Source organism: Cobetia sp. 5-25-4-2, from assembly GCF_013374075.1.
GTDB lineage: Bacteria > Pseudomonadota > Gammaproteobacteria > Pseudomonadales > Halomonadaceae > Cobetia > Cobetia marina.
The window spans coordinates 336,772-351,646 of sequence record NZ_BLWK01000002.1; the positions used below are offsets into that span (position 1 = coordinate 336,772).

Annotated in this window: 16 protein-coding genes; 4 read left to right on the forward strand and 12 right to left on the reverse strand. The window is 64.2% G+C overall.

Features of this window, described 5'->3' with window-relative positions; genetic code table 11:
• Positions 1-295: 295 nt before the first annotated feature.
• The 9 genes from rpoS to ftsB all read right to left on the reverse strand — a co-directional run bounded on the left by rpoS (position 296) and on the right by ftsB (position 8,157).
• Complete coding sequence (gene rpoS / locus HXS65_RS06330; RefSeq protein ID WP_077375080.1) at positions 296-1,270, reverse strand: RNA polymerase sigma factor RpoS; 975 nt, start codon at positions 1,268-1,270, stop codon at positions 296-298.
• A 61-nt stretch (positions 1,271-1,331) separates the two neighbouring features.
• Positions 1,332-2,579 (reverse strand): peptidoglycan DD-metalloendopeptidase family protein, encoded by a 1,248-nt coding sequence (locus HXS65_RS06335; RefSeq protein WP_255304437.1) that lies wholly within the window; start codon positions 2,577-2,579, stop codon positions 1,332-1,334.
• Positions 2,572-3,525 (reverse strand): DUF368 domain-containing protein, encoded by a 954-nt coding sequence (locus HXS65_RS06340; protein WP_240499669.1) that lies wholly within the window; start codon positions 3,523-3,525, stop codon positions 2,572-2,574. The genes HXS65_RS06335 and HXS65_RS06340 overlap by 8 nt, the downstream gene beginning before the upstream one ends.
• On the reverse strand, positions 3,522-4,256 hold the full coding sequence (locus HXS65_RS06345; RefSeq protein WP_084209621.1) for a protein-L-isoaspartate(D-aspartate) O-methyltransferase: 735 nt from the start codon (positions 4,254-4,256) through the stop codon (positions 3,522-3,524). Before HXS65_RS06345 ends, HXS65_RS06340 begins: the two co-directional genes overlap by 4 nt.
• A gap of 194 nt (positions 4,257-4,450) precedes the next feature.
• Positions 4,451-5,197: a 5'/3'-nucleotidase SurE gene (gene surE / locus HXS65_RS06350; protein ID WP_136938778.1), complete on the reverse strand. Its 747-nt coding sequence runs from the start codon at positions 5,195-5,197 to the stop codon at positions 4,451-4,453.
• Positions 5,198-5,255: 58 nt separating this feature from the next.
• Complete coding sequence (gene truD / locus HXS65_RS06355; RefSeq protein ID WP_307722818.1) at positions 5,256-6,431, reverse strand: tRNA pseudouridine(13) synthase TruD; 1,176 nt, start codon at positions 6,429-6,431, stop codon at positions 5,256-5,258.
• A complete protein-coding gene (ispF, locus tag HXS65_RS06360) occupies positions 6,424-6,930 on the reverse strand; it encodes a 2-C-methyl-D-erythritol 2,4-cyclodiphosphate synthase (RefSeq protein ID WP_169477230.1) in 507 nt (168 codons plus the stop codon). The genes truD and ispF overlap by 8 nt, the downstream gene beginning before the upstream one ends.
• 73 nt (positions 6,931-7,003) lie before the next feature.
• A complete protein-coding gene (gene ispD / locus HXS65_RS06365) occupies positions 7,004-7,786 on the reverse strand; it encodes a 2-C-methyl-D-erythritol 4-phosphate cytidylyltransferase (protein WP_176493465.1) in 783 nt (260 codons plus the stop codon).
• Positions 7,783-8,157, reverse strand: coding sequence for a cell division protein FtsB (gene ftsB, locus HXS65_RS06370; protein WP_077375092.1), 375 nt, complete (start codon positions 8,155-8,157; stop codon positions 7,783-7,785). The genes ispD and ftsB overlap by 4 nt, the downstream gene beginning before the upstream one ends.
• 160 nt (positions 8,158-8,317) lie before the next feature.
• On the opposite strand from ftsB, the gene HXS65_RS06375 reads away from it, so the two are divergent.
• A complete protein-coding gene (locus tag HXS65_RS06375; protein WP_084208043.1) occupies positions 8,318-8,629 on the forward strand; it encodes an NGG1p interacting factor NIF3 in 312 nt (103 codons plus the stop codon).
• A gap of 72 nt (positions 8,630-8,701) precedes the next feature.
• Here the strand turns inward: HXS65_RS06375 and HXS65_RS06380 are convergent, their stop codons facing one another.
• A complete protein-coding gene (locus tag HXS65_RS06380) occupies positions 8,702-9,286 on the reverse strand; it encodes an NUDIX hydrolase (RefSeq protein ID WP_084208042.1) in 585 nt (194 codons plus the stop codon).
• A 140-nt stretch (positions 9,287-9,426) separates the two neighbouring features.
• Here HXS65_RS06380 and HXS65_RS06385 point away from each other — a divergent pair, with 140 nt between their 5' ends.
• Together HXS65_RS06385 and HXS65_RS06390 are read left to right on the forward strand one after the other, a co-directional pair.
• Positions 9,427-10,056 carry a CoA pyrophosphatase gene (locus HXS65_RS06385; protein WP_136938781.1) on the forward strand — a complete coding sequence of 210 codons (630 nt, stop codon included), beginning with the start codon at positions 9,427-9,429 and terminating at the stop codon, positions 10,054-10,056.
• Positions 10,057-10,188: 132 nt separating this feature from the next.
• On the forward strand, positions 10,189-10,848 hold the full coding sequence (locus tag HXS65_RS06390; RefSeq protein ID WP_084208041.1) for a 2OG-Fe(II) oxygenase: 660 nt from the start codon (positions 10,189-10,191) through the stop codon (positions 10,846-10,848).
• A 65-nt stretch (positions 10,849-10,913) separates the two neighbouring features.
• On the opposite strand, the gene HXS65_RS06395 is transcribed toward HXS65_RS06390, so the two are convergent.
• Positions 10,914-12,344, reverse strand: a complete 1,431-nt coding sequence (locus HXS65_RS06395; protein ID WP_176493466.1) for an MFS transporter — start codon at positions 12,342-12,344, stop codon at positions 10,914-10,916.
• A 287-nt stretch (positions 12,345-12,631) separates the two neighbouring features.
• A complete protein-coding gene (locus HXS65_RS06400; RefSeq protein WP_176493467.1) occupies positions 12,632-13,378 on the reverse strand; it encodes a class I SAM-dependent methyltransferase in 747 nt (248 codons plus the stop codon).
• 440 nt (positions 13,379-13,818) lie between these two features.
• Between HXS65_RS06400 and HXS65_RS06405 the strand changes: the two genes are divergently transcribed.
• Entirely contained in the window at positions 13,819-14,853 is a 1,035-nt protein-coding gene (locus HXS65_RS06405) for a lysophospholipid acyltransferase family protein (RefSeq protein WP_255304438.1), read from the forward strand.
• The last annotated feature ends 22 nt before the right edge of the window (positions 14,854-14,875 follow it).

A 14,875-nucleotide genomic window follows, 5' to 3' on the forward strand; every position in this document is an offset into this window, starting at 1 on the left:
GACTCAGTCTAATCGTCGCCTTGCAAGGCGTCCAGTTAGTTGGCTAACTTCATTTGCCTTACAGCGTTTCCATCCCAGCAACAATGCAACACGGCCCCAGTGTCGAATCATATGCACCGTCATCTTTCTGCCAACCCCATAGCCTGCCAAACCAATGCTCAGAAAATATGAAAACGGCCCGCCCGCAAGCGGGGGGCCGTTTTCATGTCGTGTTGCGTCCACTATCCAGCAGGATGTCACGGATATCGGGCCAGACGATGACAGCTGCCAGTCCCTTCGATGACATGTCAGCGAATCATTCGAAGATGGATTCCAGCGACAGGCCCTGTTTCTCGAGCATGCGACGCAGTTTCTTGAGCGCCTCGACCTGAATCTGACGCACTCGCTCACGCGTCAGACCGATCTCCTCGCCGACCTCCTCCAGCGTGGCGGCTTCGTGACCCCGCAGCCCGAAGCGGCGTACCACCACTTCCATCTGCTTGTCGGTCAGCTCCGCCAGCCACTCATCGACATGTGCCTTGACGTCGACATCGACCAGACTGGACTCGGGGCTGGTGTCATTTTCATCGGCGATCGTCTCGATCAACGGCTTGTCACTCTCGCCGCCCATCGGATAGTCCACCGAGGACACTCGCTCATTGAGCCCCAGCATCTTCTTGACCGTCTCCACCGGCTTGTCGAGGAAATCGGCGATTTCCTCGGCCGTCGCCTCGTGGTCAAGCTTCTGCGTCAACTGGCGAGCAGCGCGCAGATAGATGTTGAGCTCCTTCACGACATGAATCGGCAACCGGATGGTGCGCGTCTGATTCATCAACGCGCGCTCGATGGTCTGACGGATCCACCAGGTGGCGTAGGTCGAGAAGCGGAAACCGCGCTCGGGGTCGAATTTCTCCACCGCGCGTATCAGGCCCAGATTGCCCTCCTCGATCAGGTCGAGCAGTGACAATCCGCGATTCAGATAGCGCCGCGCGATCTTGACCACCAGACGCAGGTTGGATTCGATCATGCGCTGCCGGCCGGCAGGGTCTCCCGCCTGCGCCAGTCGCCCGAAATAGACTTCCTCTTCCGGTTTGAGCAATGGCGAGAAGCCGATCTCGTTGAGGTAGATCTGCGTTGCATCCAGGCTCTGGTAGTGCTTGCGCTCTTCACGGTTCAGGGCGCGTTCGAATGCCGCCTCTTCCGCTTCAGCCTCAAGCGTATCGTCTTCCTCGACATCATCGAGGGACAGCTCCACCTCGGCCTGATCGATATCCTTTTCCAGCATGCTCATGTCGATACCCCGTTGTCTCTGGTCTGGTGCCAGGAACTTCTTGTTGTGGCAGCGGTGGACGTCAGCGCTTGGGCAGGAACTTCAAGGGATCCTTCGGCTGCCCATCCTCGCGGATCTCGAAATGCAGCTGCGCACGTTCGGCGTCAGTGGCTCCCAGAGTGGCGATTACCTGTCCGGCCTCGACAACATCATTCTCCGAGACGCGGAGGCTGTCGTTGTGGGCGTAGGCACTCAGATAACGGTCATTGTGCTTGAGGATGATGAGGTTGCCGTAACCGCGCACTCCACTCCCCGCGTAGACCACAATCCCCGGCCCTGCTGCCTTGACAGGTTGCCCCTTTTGACCAGCGATATCAATGCCGCCCGTCACACTCTCGGACTCACCGAATTTGCCGATGATCTCGCCTTGCGTAGGCCACTGCCAGTCAACGTTTTTTACCGGCACATAGGTTTTCTTGGCCGGTGCCGCCTCGGGTGTGGCGCCCGCAACGTTGGTGCCCTTTTCAACCTTGTCGGAGGCACTTTTCACGTTTGCCGCCGCCTTGTCACGCTCGGCCTTGGCCGCTGCCAGCTGCTCGGCCTTCTCGCGAGCCGCCTTCTCCTGCGCCGCCTTGCGAGTAGCAGCCTCGGCCTCACTCGCCCTGGCCTGGGCATTGCTGCCGGCACTCTCCAGTGCCTCGCCGGCTCGGGAGGCTTCGTCCGCGGCCTGTGCACGCGCAGACTCCGCCAGCGCCTCTTCACTGCCTTCCTGATACACGGGCCCCGGGCCGACGCCCGCAGCAGCGGCCGCGCCCGTGGCAGCCGCCGCGACGCCGCCGCTACCGGTGGTCAGGGACTGCGCCTGGGAAGCACGCTGCTTCTGCTGAGCAATGGCCGACTCATCCGGAGCCAGCCAGTCCGGCACCTCGCCGCCGCTGGCGATGGCGTCATCGCTGCCGCCAAGCCCGGTCGCCACCACGCCCGTGCCTGATGCCGACCCCGATGCCGTGCCGGCCGTACGGGAGTTGCCGGCATTCGCGGGCAACGGTGCCTGAGGGTCGAGGCGCAGAGTCTGCCCGGGCTGCAAGGTGTAGGGCGGGCGCAGGCCATTCATGCGCGCCACGTCACGGAAGTCCTGGCCACTCTGCCAGGCGATGCCATAGAGCGTGTCACCGCGCTGGACCGTATAGCTGTCTGCAGTGATGCGTGTCGTACCACCACTGAGATCCTGGATCTGCGGACGCGTCGTGGCGGTACTGCACGCCGTCAGAGCGCCCAGCGCCAGACCCGCCAGCGCCAGCTTGAATCCCTTGTCCATCATGTCAGGCATGTTCCTGCTCCTTGCGGGAATCACTGGAAGAATCATCCGGTCCTGAGCGCTCACCCGCGAACCAGACCAGCAGGATACCTGCCAGCATCAGGGCAAGCGCCGCCCACAACTGGGCAGGCTCACCTGTCACGCTGGTATAGGTCTCCGGCATCATGAATTGATAATCTAGCGGTACCTGCTCCCCCTTGGGCCCCAGTCGATAATCGGTGATCGTGCGCCAGGGCCACAGCACCGGCAGCGAGCCGAGGATGAAGCCGACCAGCAGCATCAGTGTCGCGGTGTGATGGTGACGAAACAACCATGACAGTACACGCGAGAAGGTGAACAGTCCGATGGCGCAGCCACTTCCGAACAACAGGATCAGCGTCAGATCGAAGCTCTTGATACCTGTCATCACGGTGCCATAGAGGCCCATGGTCAACAGCAGGAAGCTGCCGGAAACGCCCGGCAGCAACATGGCACTGATGGCGATGGCCCCCCCGGCGACGATGACCCAGGGCGCATCAGTGCCCGCTGGCAGAAGGCTGGGCAGCTGACTGGCCAGTACCAACCCCAGCACCAGCCACACCAGATACCCGACCCTGAAGCCGGTAATGCGCCGCGCCACGACCACACCGGAACACACCACCAGACCGAAGAAGAAGGCATTGAGCAGCAGCGGCTGCGCCTCCATCAGCCAGGTGACGAGGTGCGCCACGCTGATCAGGCTGGCGAGAATGCCGGCGGCAAGCGGTAGCAAGAACGCCAGATTCAAGTGCTGCCATAACGCCTTGACGCCCTGTTGACGCCAGACACCGATGGCGGAAGGTCCGAAGCGCTTGATGGTTTCGATCAATTCTTCATAGATGCCCGTCACGAAGGCTATCGTGCCTCCCGAGACGCCGGGCACGGCATCGGCAGCGCCCATGCCCGCCCCCTTGAAGAACACGCTCAATGCTCGTTTCACCTGATCACTCCCTCGAGCAACGGCACGAAGCGCACAGCCTCGAGCCGCTGAATATCCTGAGTGTCGCCGACGTGGCGCACTCGTGTCAGCCATTGACGATCACTGCCGTCTTCCGCCAATGGCACGATCATCACTCCCTCCGGTGCCAGCTGCTGGAGCAATGCCTGTGGCAAGTGCGAGGCACATGCCGTCACCACCACCAGATCAAACCCCGGCAGGGTCACCGACTCCTGTGCGGCCGTCTCACGCGCCGTGGTCTGCCAGCCGTGCCCGCCATCGGCGTGACGCAGCTGGACATTGTCCAGCCCGAACCACTCAAGCCGCTGCCGGGCACGCAGATGCAACAAGGCGATGCGCTCCAGCGAGGCCACCTGACCGAACAGCCGCGCCAGCAGCAGGGTCTGGTAGCCCGAACCGGTGCCGACCTCCAGCACCCGACACTGCTCGCGCGGGCGCGGTGCCGAGGCCAGAGCCAGCTCCGTCATGCGGGCATGCATGTAGGGCTGCGACAATGTCTGCCCCTGCCCCAGCGGCAGGGCGGTATCCTCATAGGCGCGATGCGCCAGCGCCTCATCGAGAAACAGATGGCGCGGTTCCGCCGCCATCAGATCCAGTACCCGCTCGTCCTGGATGCCGGCCTCTTCCAGTCGCGTGACCATGCGATCACGCGTTCGTTGAGAGGTCATGCCGATACCGCTCAACTGCGCGGCATTCGGGCGCTCCAGGCGCATGGGCACCGGTGGCGATGAGGTTCGAGTGGCCGACGAATCCGCCATGGCTTGCCCACTCTCAGACTGCACTGCGGGAAAACCGTTCTGATACACGTCCTTCATGACATCGAATTACATCCTGTCGACCGACGCGCCTGCGCCGGCTTGCTGATCGATCCCCGACACCCCTGACCGCCAGGTGGTGGCGCGCGAGGTCAACTCAGTGCTTCCAGCCACTGCTCCACATCCTGACGCGCCGCATGGGAGGTCAGGTCGGTCATCAACGGCGTGATGGACACATAGCCGGCCGCGATGGCCGCGAAATCGGTGTCCTCACCATCGTCGACTCCGTCCCCGGCCAGCGCAATCCAGTACCGGGTGCGCCCGCGAGGGTCCTGCACGGCGATCGGCGCACCCGCCGGACCACGATGCCCCTGGCGCGTGACGCGAAATCCGCGGATCTCGTGCCAGGGAACATCCGGCACATTGACGTTGAGCAGCGAACGCGGCGGCAAGGCCAGCGTCTCGGCCGCGCCGACCAGACTCGCCGCCACACGCCCTGCCGTCTCGAAATGGGTCTTGCCACACAGCGACATCGCGATCGCCGACATGCCCAGCGAGCGGCCTTCCATCGCCGCTGCCACAGTGCCGGAATACAGCACATCGTCTCCCAGGTTGGCACCGTGGTTGATGCCGGAGATCACGATATCCGGTTTCTCGTCCCAGACACCGTTGACCCCCAGATAGACGCAATCGGCAGGGGTGCCGTCGACACTGTAGAAACCGTTGTCCATCGCGGACAGCATCAGCGGGCGACTCAGGGTCAGGGAGTTGCTGGCACCCGAACGATCACGGTCCGGTGCCACCACGCGAATTCGCGCGTGATCACACAGCGCATCATGCAGGGCCTTGAGCCCGGGGGCATGTACCCCATCATCATTGGAAAGCAGAATCTTGCGCATCGTCTCACCTGTTCATGTTCATCGCGGTGTCATGTCGTGGCGCACGCTAGGTAGGCCGCTACAGCAGCGGGTGGGCAATCAGCTCACGCAACAGGCCGGTGGCGAAGCTGCCGCGCGGAAGATCGAAATGCAGCCACGCACTGGCCGCAGTCGCCTCGGCATCGGCCTGGGTCGGCGTGATGGCCCACTCCAGGCGGGCATTGGCAGGCATCAGGCGCAGTGGCCGACGCTCGGCCTTCACGCCAGCCTTCTCGAGGCCGTCACAGAGCTGGGGCCAGCTGGACGCCAGCACCTGCTCAAGCGCCGCGACCTGCGCATGGGACTCGCCACGGCCGGTGCCCCACAGCGGGCCCGTGGGGTGGATATCCCCGTCGGCAAGGCGCCGGGTCAGCGTCTCGACAGCTTCGCTGCCATCGGTGACGAAGCGCGATCCCGTCCCGTCGAGCGCGAACACCTCACCGCTCAACGCCGTCGCCCAGCAGCCTGCCTTGAGGCGCGCGGCCAGCACTTCGTTGAACAGGAAGCTGCGCGCGGTGGACAGCAGCATGCCGCTGCGATCATCACGCTTGCGCCAGCCACGTATCAGTACGGCGCGTGCACGCCCCAGGTTATGCCCCTGGTGCCCGAAACGCTGCGGACCGAAATAGTTGGGCACCCCATCGCGTATCAATGTCTGCCAGCGAGTCTCGAAATCCGGATGGGCCACGGCCTCGCCGCTCACCCGCAGCGCAAAGCGATTGCCGCGATGCACGCCACGCTTGAGCTTGCGCGGGTGCCGCACGCTGGCCAGCACGCGGGCCCCCTTCTCGGCCAAGGCCTCACTCAGATGCTCAGGGGCTTCACGCCCCGGCAACCATACCGAGACCCACTGCTGGGTAATCGCCTGCTTGTCCTTGAGTCCCGCCACGCCAATGTCACGCGGTGCCACGTCACAAAGACCTGCCAGTTCGCGGCACAGCTCGTCAGTGGTCAGACCGCGCTTCTCGATCCAGAGCCACTGGTGCTCCCCATGACCTTCGGGCACGAAGTCCATCAATTCCGTGACGCGAAAGTCTTCCGGCGTGTGTCGGAAGTCACCTGCGCCCAGCGGGCCGCCATGGGCATGCGGCCAGCGCTGCATCAGCTCGGCTTCCTTGACCCATGGCTCGCTGCCGGCGGCTTCCAGTGCCGTTCGCGCCGCGACAGACAGCGCATCGGACTCGGGCGGCTCAGACATGGCATTCACTTCAGACATGCTCGGCTCCACCCGCGGCGGGCAGCCTGCCAAGCACCGCCACGGCCTCGGCGGCGATGCCTTCCTTGCGACCGGTGAAACCGAGACGCTCGGTCGTGGTGGCCTTGACGTTGACGACCGCCACCGGCACACGCAGGTCCTCGGCGATCACCTCACGCATCGCCTGGATGTGCGGCGCCATCTTGGGGGCCTGCGCCATCACGGTGAGATCGACATTGCCGACCCCGAAACCAGCGGCATTGATCAGCCCGACGACGTGGCGCAGCAGGCCGCGACTGTCCGCCCCGGACCACTCGCTGTCGGTATCCGGGAAATGCTTGCCGATGTCGCCCATCCCGCAGGCCCCGAGCAGCGCATCGCACAACGCATGCAGCAATACATCGCCATCGGAATGCGCCACGAAGCCGTGTTCGTAGGGGATCTTCACGCCGCCGATCATCAGATGATCGCCGTCGCCGAAACGGTGGACATCGAAGCCATGCCCGATGCGCAGTGACATCGGGACATGCCCGGAGGTCGCGGGGGAGGTCGTGGAACTCGAAGTGTCGGGGGTCACGGGATGATCCATCATGTCAGGCAGGTGTCCGGGGTCTGTCGGCGTGATCCTCGCGGGCCGCCAGCAACAGGCGCGCCATGGCGAGGTCTTCCGGATGGGTGATCTTGAGATTGTCGCGCGCCGCGGGCACCAGCACGGGGGATCGTCCACAGGCCTCGAGTGCCGAGGCCTCATCGGTGATGCGCTCGGGCTGCTCCGCGAGGGCGGCACGCAGCGCCGTGCGCAACAGGCCCAGCGGAAATGCCTGGGGCGTGAAGGCATGCCACAGCCCTGTCCGGGATTCGGTATGCGCGATGCGCTGCGCTGAGCCCTCGGTACGTTCCACGGCATGGCTCAGCGCAGCGGCCCGCTTCATGGTGTCACTGGCGGGAGCGGCCAGAATGGCGCCGTCATCACTCTCGCGTGCCGCCTTGACCAGCGCCTGGATGTCGCTCTCGCGGACACAGGGACGCGCCACATCGTGTACCAGCACGAGGTCATCATCACTCGCCACTCGGCTCAGACACTCGAGTCCCGCCAGCACGCTGTCGGCACGCTCGCTGCCGCCATCGGCGCGTAGCCACTCCTGCCATGGCACCATCGTCGGCGTGAAATAGGCATCCTCCGCACCCAGCACCAGACACAACCCGGCCTCGGGCAATGCGCGCCTGAGGGTGGTGAGGGTCGCCTCCAGGACACTGCCGCCGGGCGTCAGTTCCAGATACTGCTTGGGACGGTCAGCCTGCATGCGGCTGCCCACGCCTGCGGCGGGTACCAGATACCAGAGACGCGGCGCCGGGGCATCATTCATGCGAGTCATGGGTTGAGCACCTTGGGCAGGCCCTCTTCCAGTCCCTTGCCTTCCAGCGCCCCTTCCGCCACTTCATCCGCGGACGAGACCTGGCGCTTGGGTACCTCGACGTTGGGCACCCACAGGAACTGCTCATCCTTGCGCACCATGCCGAGATCGTTGCGCGCACGCTCCTCGATGGCCGCCAGACCATTCTTGAGGTCGACCACTTCAGCGCCCAGGCGTTGATTGCGGTTGTCCAGCTGCGCCGCTTCCCTGGAGAGCTGCTGCACGCGGGCACGGATGTCGAACAATTCGGTGACGCCATTTTCGCCCCACCACAGCCGGTACTGGAGCAGAGCCAGCAGTAGCAGCAGTGAGATATTGATCCATTTGAGCATGGCAGTGTCCTTGGCCGTTGCAGCGGGCATTATGCCATCATCAGGGGACGCCGCGCAGGCTCTGCCACGCTTGACTGCGTCCTCGCCAGCGCACGTCTTTCCCCGGGGCGATTGGCGCCCTGGCGCTCATCGCCCGTCACGTCCCTCAAGGAGGCCCACCATGTACAAACTGGCATTCTTCGTTCCACACGAAGCACTGGAAGGTGTCAAGGAAGCGCTTTTCGCCACGGGTGCCGGACGCATGGGCGAGTACGAGGCCTGCTGCTTCGAGACGCGCGGCACGGGGCAGTTTCGTCCGCTGGCCGGTGCCAATCCGCATATCGGCGAACGCGGCACGCTGGAACGTGTCGAGGAGGTCAAGGTCGAGATGGTGTGTGAGGACGCGCTGATTCGCACGGCAGTGGCCGCACTGCGCGAGGCGCACCCCTACGAGGAAGTGCCGATTGACTGCTGGCGACTGGAAAGCTTCTGAAGGTGCGATGCCCACCCCGGTCACGCCGTCAAGCGACGGCAGGTCCCGGGGTGAAGCCTGACCACGGCCCGCTCAGTGCTTGGGCAGATGTGTCGTCTTGAAGAAGCGCTCGCGCGTCTCGAGATCGATCTGTTCCAGATGCAACGGAAATTCGCCTTCTCCCTGGCGGGCACGACGGTCCTCGAAATAGCGCCTCAGCGTCACTTCCATGGTCGGGAAGGCCAGTGACTGCCAGGGAATCTCCTCTTCGGCGAACAGCGCCACCTCGAGACTCTCGATACCCGCGGAGAAATCACTGGTCAATTCGGCGCGAAACAGCATGTAGACCTGATTGATGTGTGGCAGATCAATCAGGGTGTAGAGGCCCTGGAGATTGACCTCGGCCCCCGCTTCCTCACGCGTCTCGCGGGCAGCGGCCTCACTGGTGGTCTCCGCGTTCTCCATGAAACCGGCCGGCAGTGTCCAATACCCCAGGCGCGGTTCGATGGCGCGGCGACACAGCAGCACCTTGCCATCGCGTATCGGCAGGGTACCGGCGATGATGCGTGGATTCTGATAATGGATGGTGCCGCAGCTATCACACAGGTAGCGCAGTCGATCATCTCCTTGTGGCACCGCCAGACGCACGGTCTCACCACAATGGCTGCAGTAGTTCATTCGCTCTCCCGTGAAACTCTTGAACGCCGATGCCCGGGCTCGGCTTCTGGAAATGGTGCCGCTGACTCGGCCGGCTGTCACCTCACATCTTGACCGCCTCACATCCCACGCCACAAGATGAAGGTCAACGAGGACCCGACATGCTAGAAGCTCTGCGCCAGCGCCTGCAATCCCATCACCCCCGTATCGTGAGCAACGACCAGCCACGCGCTGCGGTACTCATCGCGTTGATCGACCGCCCGGAACCGACGCTGCTGCTCACGCAACGCGCCAGTCACCTGAGTCAGCATGCCGGCCAGGTCGCCTTCCCCGGTGGCAAGGCGGAGCCGGAGGATATCAGTCTGCTGGCCACGGCGCTGCGTGAGGCCGAGGAGGAAGTGGCCCTGCCCTCCGGCGAAGTGGAGATATACGGGCAACTGAGCGATGTGATCTCGCTGCACGGCATGACCGTGACGCCTTTCGTGGGACGCATCGCTCCCGACCTGCCGCTGCGCGCCGACCCCGGCGAGATAGCGCATATCTTCGAGATGCCACTGAGCATGCTGCTGCGCGATGAACGCGCCCACACCGACGTCATCCGCGTGGGCGATGACACCTGGTACGTGCCCGGCTATCAGGTGGCCGGGCAGCTGCTGTGGGGGCTTTCCGCGATGATGCTGGTGGAGATGATGGCCATCGGGTTCGGACACACCATCAGCCTGTCCTCCCCGCCACCGCCCGGGGCACCGTTGCGCCACCTACCACCTCGCCCCCATGCACCACGGGCATGAGCCTCTGGCGTGATTGACGCATGTCTCGCGGGCTGAGGATTGCCAGGCCTTCACTCAAGGCATTGCGCCCCTGCGCGTGCTGCTCTATAACACTGCGCCTTGATGCCTTCTGCCCTTTTTCCGGAGCGCCCGATGCCCGCTGCACCCGCCCCACTGCTGGACCCCACCGCGCTCAACCTGCTGATCGATGAACTGGTCGAGCATGGCTACAGCGTGCGCCCGGACTTTCTGCCGGCACACCTGATCCGCCATCTCAATGACGAGTTGCGGGCGCTGGAGAGCCATCAGCGACTGACGGCTGCGGGAATCGGACGCGGGCGAGAGCATGACCTTCGCCCGGACATCCGCGGGGATGCGATTCGCTGGCTGGATCGCGATTCGCGTGCCCAGCGTGCCTACCTGGAGGCGATGAATGCCCTCAAGGATGAACTCAACCGTGCCCTCTATCTGGGGCTGTTCGAGTACGAGGCGCATTTTGCCCACTATCCGGTCGGCAGCTTCTATCGCAAGCATCTGGACAGCTTCCGCGGGCGTGGCAATCGCCTGATTTCCAGCGTGCTCTATCTCAATGCCGACTGGCCGGCGGACGCCGGCGGCGAGATCGTGCTCTACGACCCCGAAGATGACAGCCGTGAAATCCGGCGTGTCACCCCCGAGGCCGGGACCTTCGTGTGCTTTCTTTCCGAACGGATCCCCCACGAGGTACTGCCGACGAAACAGGCGCGCGCCAGCGTGACCGGCTGGTTCCGCCGCAACGCCTCGCAGGGCAACCTGGTCGACCCCTCCCGCTAGTGCGACCTACTCATCTCTTCTCCCCTCCTTGCGACGCACGTGAGGCATGCCGCTCACACAAGGCCTCAATCTACGTTGCGCCCGTCGGATGCCTCGCCATGGCGGGGCGCCTGGCGCAGGCTTTCGCCCTCATGAGTCTCGATCTCTTCGAGACTATCCAGGGACGCCTCGGTGATCAGCTCCGGCATGTCGACGGCCAGCTCGCGAGTCACCTCGACCAGCGGGTCATTGACCTCGGCATCCCGCAGGTGCTCCTCGGCGGCCTCGACCAGTTCCGGCCCGACGGCAAGCTCCGTTCCCAGGGGCGTCTGTGGCGCATGGGTCTCGAAGGGAGCCAGCGGCTGCGGCGCCGGACGCATCACGCGTCGCCAGACGAAGAAGGCCAGCATGCCACCGCCCATCACCGCCAGACTCAGCGCCATGCCGGGCATGGCGCCCATCTCGGCCATCGGCAGTGATACGGCCGGCGGTGACAGGGTCGAGCCCACGGCATTGATCAGCAACAATCCCTGACTCATGCGCACCAGCGCCCCGGCGGGGGCACGGTCTGCCGCATGGCTGACCGCGACCGGATAGAGCGTGAAGGCCGCGCCGCCGAGCAGGAACAACACCGTCAACTGCGCGATGCCTTCGCGTGCCGGACCCATCAGCAAGGCGGCGAACCCGATGATGGCCACCGACAGGATGATCAATACCTGCTGACGATCATGACTGTCAGACCAGCGCCCGATGGGATACTGCAGCAGCATGCCGCCGAGAATCACCAGCGCCATGCGCTGCCCGATCTCCGCGGTGTCCAGCACGCCGCCCTCCCCCAATGCCAAGGGCAGCAGGCTGTAGAGCACTGCCACCACCAGCCCCGAAGCCAGGCAGCCGAACACGCCGGTCGGCGTGATGCGAATCAGACGCCAGGGACTCAACGGCTCGGATTGCTCGATCAGCGGTGATACGCGCGGCAGCAGCACCAGCGGCAATACGGACGCCGCCGCCAGCATCGCCACCAGCATGAAGGCCGCCTCGAGACTCAGCATGGCGGTTACTCCCAGCAGCAGCTGCCCCAGCACGCCCGCGCCATAAAGCACGATCATGTAGAGCGCCAGCAGACGCCCGCGTACGGCAGGGTCGGCGGCACTCAGCAACCAGCTCTCGATGACCAGATAGACGCCGACCAGCGACCAGCCGATCATCATGCGCAGCAGGAACCACACCACGGGATGGTCTCCCAGTCCCATGGCCAGGGCGGCGACTGCCACCAGCGAGGCGAAGCCGGCGTAGGCTCGGATGTGTCCGATGCGCAGCAGCAGGCGGTCGTTGACCAGCGCTCCCAGTCCAAGCCCCAGATAGTAGGCGGAGCTGATCAGGCCGATCGCCTCGCTCGAGACACCGGCGGCAGACAGCCGCAGGGGGACCAGCGAAGTCAGCATGGCATTGCCGATCCCCAGCAAGGCAAGGCCCAGCAAGGGCGCGAGAGACATCAACAACAGATGACGGGGCATGACCAGTTCCTCGGCCAGGCGCAGGACTGCGTTCGGCCAATGCCGCAAGGTGCGGAGAGCTACGGGAGAGGGAAGCGCCCTGCAGGAATCTCGCAAGGCGCGGGCAATATAGTGACAGTCTGCGCCAAATCCAAGTGTTTTTGCGTCAGCTTCACGTCATTTCGCGACATCGTTCATTGTCTCGCCCCGAATCTCGCGGCCAGCCCGGTCAGGCGCACGCGCGTGGGGCGGCTGGATCATGCCTCGGTAGCGGGCATCGCCCACTCCACACCCGCCACGCGAGCCCTTCAGGACATCGGAACGCGGAAGATGACGCTATCGCTCGCAACCTGCTCAAAGGCCAGCCCATGGGTCCGCGCCAGCCAGGCGAAGGTCTTCGGGCTGAACAGGCAGACATGGGTCGGGTCACGCAGATAGTGCCAACGCTTGAGCGCATCCAGATCATCCGCGGCGGGTTGCGTCATGATCCCCAGCAGGCCACCGGGTTTGAGACACCCAAGCCACTGACGGAAGACATCGCCGGGCGCGTAGAGATGCTCGATCACCTCGGTACTGACGATGAAATCATGCTGACGGGCGAGCGCTGCCGGGTTCGGGTGGTAATACAGATCATGCAATGCCATCGGATGGCCGACTTCCTCGAACATCCGTGCCAGGGCTGGCCCCGGCCCACAACCGAAATCGAGCCCGCTGGCACCGGCCGCCAGCCGCTCGCACATCGGCGTGAACAGCCTGGACAGGAAGGTGCGATAGCGCGGATCTGCCGGGTCATTCTGATGCTGGTCGTAGATGTCCTGCTCTGCGCGGGCATCCAGTCGCTGAGAGGGCGCGAGATACAGCAGATGGCATTCGCCACACCGCAGGTAATCACGCTCGTCGGCAGGCGGACGCTGACCGGTCCGCGGACATGGCTTGCGTCGTTGCACCAGATGCAGCACCGGTTGACTGCCATGGGTCGCGCATAACGGGCATTGATGGTCGGATTCAGGCAATGCCTGTGCCGGGGACTCGGGGGCAATGGGGGAAGATGACATCAGGGCTCCGCACAGGGCAAGGGACACGACAGGCACAAGACATGACAGGACGAGCACATCAGGGAAAGCGCATCAGGGAAAGCATCACCGAAAAGCACTACCGAAAAGCACTACTGGAAAGCACTACTGGAAAGCACTACTGGAAAGCACGGCACACGAGAACCGCTCGGGCAGTGCCGTGGTCTGACTGTCTGACAGAGCGCCTCGGGACCACGCCAGCGACGTGATCCCGGATGTGCCGATGCCAGCATGATACTGGCAGAGCAAACGGGCCGCACGCCCCATGCCACACACGACGAAGGTCACTGCGTGCCCCCCGATGCCTCGAACCTGCATGACGTAAGCCCCTCTGGCACAATGGGGCGCGACGGGCAGCGCAGGACTCGCCCTCTGACCAGTGCGGTATCTCACGCCAGACCACCGGAACTTCATGTGTGACGATGGAAAAGACTCTCAAGCGTTTTGAAAAGGCCATGGAACAACGCCTTTTACCTCTCAAGGCCAATGCCGTCGCCTGGCTATGGCAGCGACTCTCGGGCCTGACCACCCGCCAGCTGTGGTGGATGGCGCGCCCGCTCGCGCGTCTCGTGCAACTGCTCAATCCGCGGGAACGGCGCGTCACGCGCAGAAATCTTGGCCAGGCCTTCCCTCATCAGCCGCGTGAGACACGCGCACGCCTCGTGACCGAGAGCCTCGCCCACTCCACCGCCACCATGCTGGAGCTGGGCAAGGTATGGCTGGGTGATGAAGACGCGGTGCGCGATTCGATTCTCGAGGTGCACGGTCGCAATCTGCTCGACGAAGCCCGTGCCGAGGGACGTGGCGTGATCGTGCTGGCGCCGCACTTCGGCAACTGGGAAGTGCTCAATTTCTGGCTCTCGAGCCATTTCCCCTTCACTGCCATGTACGAGCCGCCCAAGTTCGAGCAGCTCGACCCGATCATTCGCAACGGGCGTGAGCGCATGGGGGCGAGACTGGTGCCTACCAACTCCCGCGGCGTGGCAGCGTTGCTGAAGGCGCTCAAGCGCGCCGAGGCGATCGGCATCCTGCCGGATCAGGAACCGGGACGCGGCAGCGGTGTCTTCGCCGACTTCTACGGCCGCCTCGCCTACACCGCCACTCTGCTCCCCAAGCTGGTGGCGAGAACCGACGCCCGCGTGGTGACCGGTGTCGCTCAACGCCTGGAAGATGGCCATGGCTTCGCCATCCACTTCCTTGCGGCGGATGAGGCGGTCTACGCCGAAGACGAGGTCATCTCGGCGCGGGGAGTGAATGCCTCAGTGGAAGCCGCGATCGCCCTGGCGCCCGCGCAGTATCAATGGGAATACAAGCGCTGGCGCAAGAGTCCGGAAGAACTGGACGAGCAGCCGGGCTGGCGTGAGAAGCGCTTCTATCCCCGGGACGATTCCTGGCTTTCCCTCAAGGGCTGGCGCCGCCACCTCAAGTACCGCCGCCGCAACGCGAAGCGCTCCTGACTCTCCAGGGACAGGGCAGCAC

What these genes read in the sequence shown, in the direction of transcription:
- rpoS (WP_077375080.1), bottom strand. Translation starts at nt 1,270, where the DNA reads ATGAGCATGCTGGAAAAGGATATCGATCAGGCCGAGGTGGAGCTGTCC.
- HXS65_RS06335 (WP_255304437.1), bottom strand. Translation starts at nt 2,579, where the DNA reads ATGCCTGACATGATGGACAAGGGATTCAAGCTGGCGCTGGCGGGTCTG.
- HXS65_RS06345 (WP_084209621.1), bottom strand. Translation starts at nt 4,256, where the DNA reads ATGCGCCTGGAGCGCCCGAATGCCGCGCAGTTGAGCGGTATCGGCATG.
- surE (WP_136938778.1), bottom strand. Translation starts at nt 5,197, where the DNA reads ATGCGCAAGATTCTGCTTTCCAATGATGATGGGGTACATGCCCCCGGG.
- truD (WP_307722818.1), bottom strand. Translation starts at nt 6,431, where the DNA reads ATGTCTGAAGTGAATGCCATGTCTGAGCCGCCCGAGTCCGATGCGCTG.
- ispF (WP_169477230.1), bottom strand. Translation starts at nt 6,930, where the DNA reads ATGTCACTGCGCATCGGGCATGGCTTCGATGTCCACCGTTTCGGCGAC.
- ispD (WP_176493465.1), bottom strand. Translation starts at nt 7,786, where the DNA reads ATGACTCGCATGAATGATGCCCCGGCGCCGCGTCTCTGGTATCTGGTA.
- ftsB (WP_077375092.1), bottom strand. Translation starts at nt 8,157, where the DNA reads ATGCTCAAATGGATCAATATCTCACTGCTGCTACTGCTGGCTCTGCTC.
- HXS65_RS06375 (WP_084208043.1), top strand. Translation starts at nt 8,318, where the DNA reads ATGTACAAACTGGCATTCTTCGTTCCACACGAAGCACTGGAAGGTGTC.
- HXS65_RS06380 (WP_084208042.1), bottom strand. Translation starts at nt 9,286, where the DNA reads ATGAACTACTGCAGCCATTGTGGTGAGACCGTGCGTCTGGCGGTGCCA.
- HXS65_RS06385 (WP_136938781.1), top strand. Translation starts at nt 9,427, where the DNA reads ATGCTAGAAGCTCTGCGCCAGCGCCTGCAATCCCATCACCCCCGTATC.
- HXS65_RS06390 (WP_084208041.1), top strand. Translation starts at nt 10,189, where the DNA reads ATGCCCGCTGCACCCGCCCCACTGCTGGACCCCACCGCGCTCAACCTG.
- HXS65_RS06395 (WP_176493466.1), bottom strand. Translation starts at nt 12,344, where the DNA reads ATGCCCCGTCATCTGTTGTTGATGTCTCTCGCGCCCTTGCTGGGCCTT.
- HXS65_RS06400 (WP_176493467.1), bottom strand. Translation starts at nt 13,378, where the DNA reads ATGTCATCTTCCCCCATTGCCCCCGAGTCCCCGGCACAGGCATTGCCT.
- HXS65_RS06405 (WP_255304438.1), top strand. Translation starts at nt 13,819, where the DNA reads ATGGAAAAGACTCTCAAGCGTTTTGAAAAGGCCATGGAACAACGCCTT.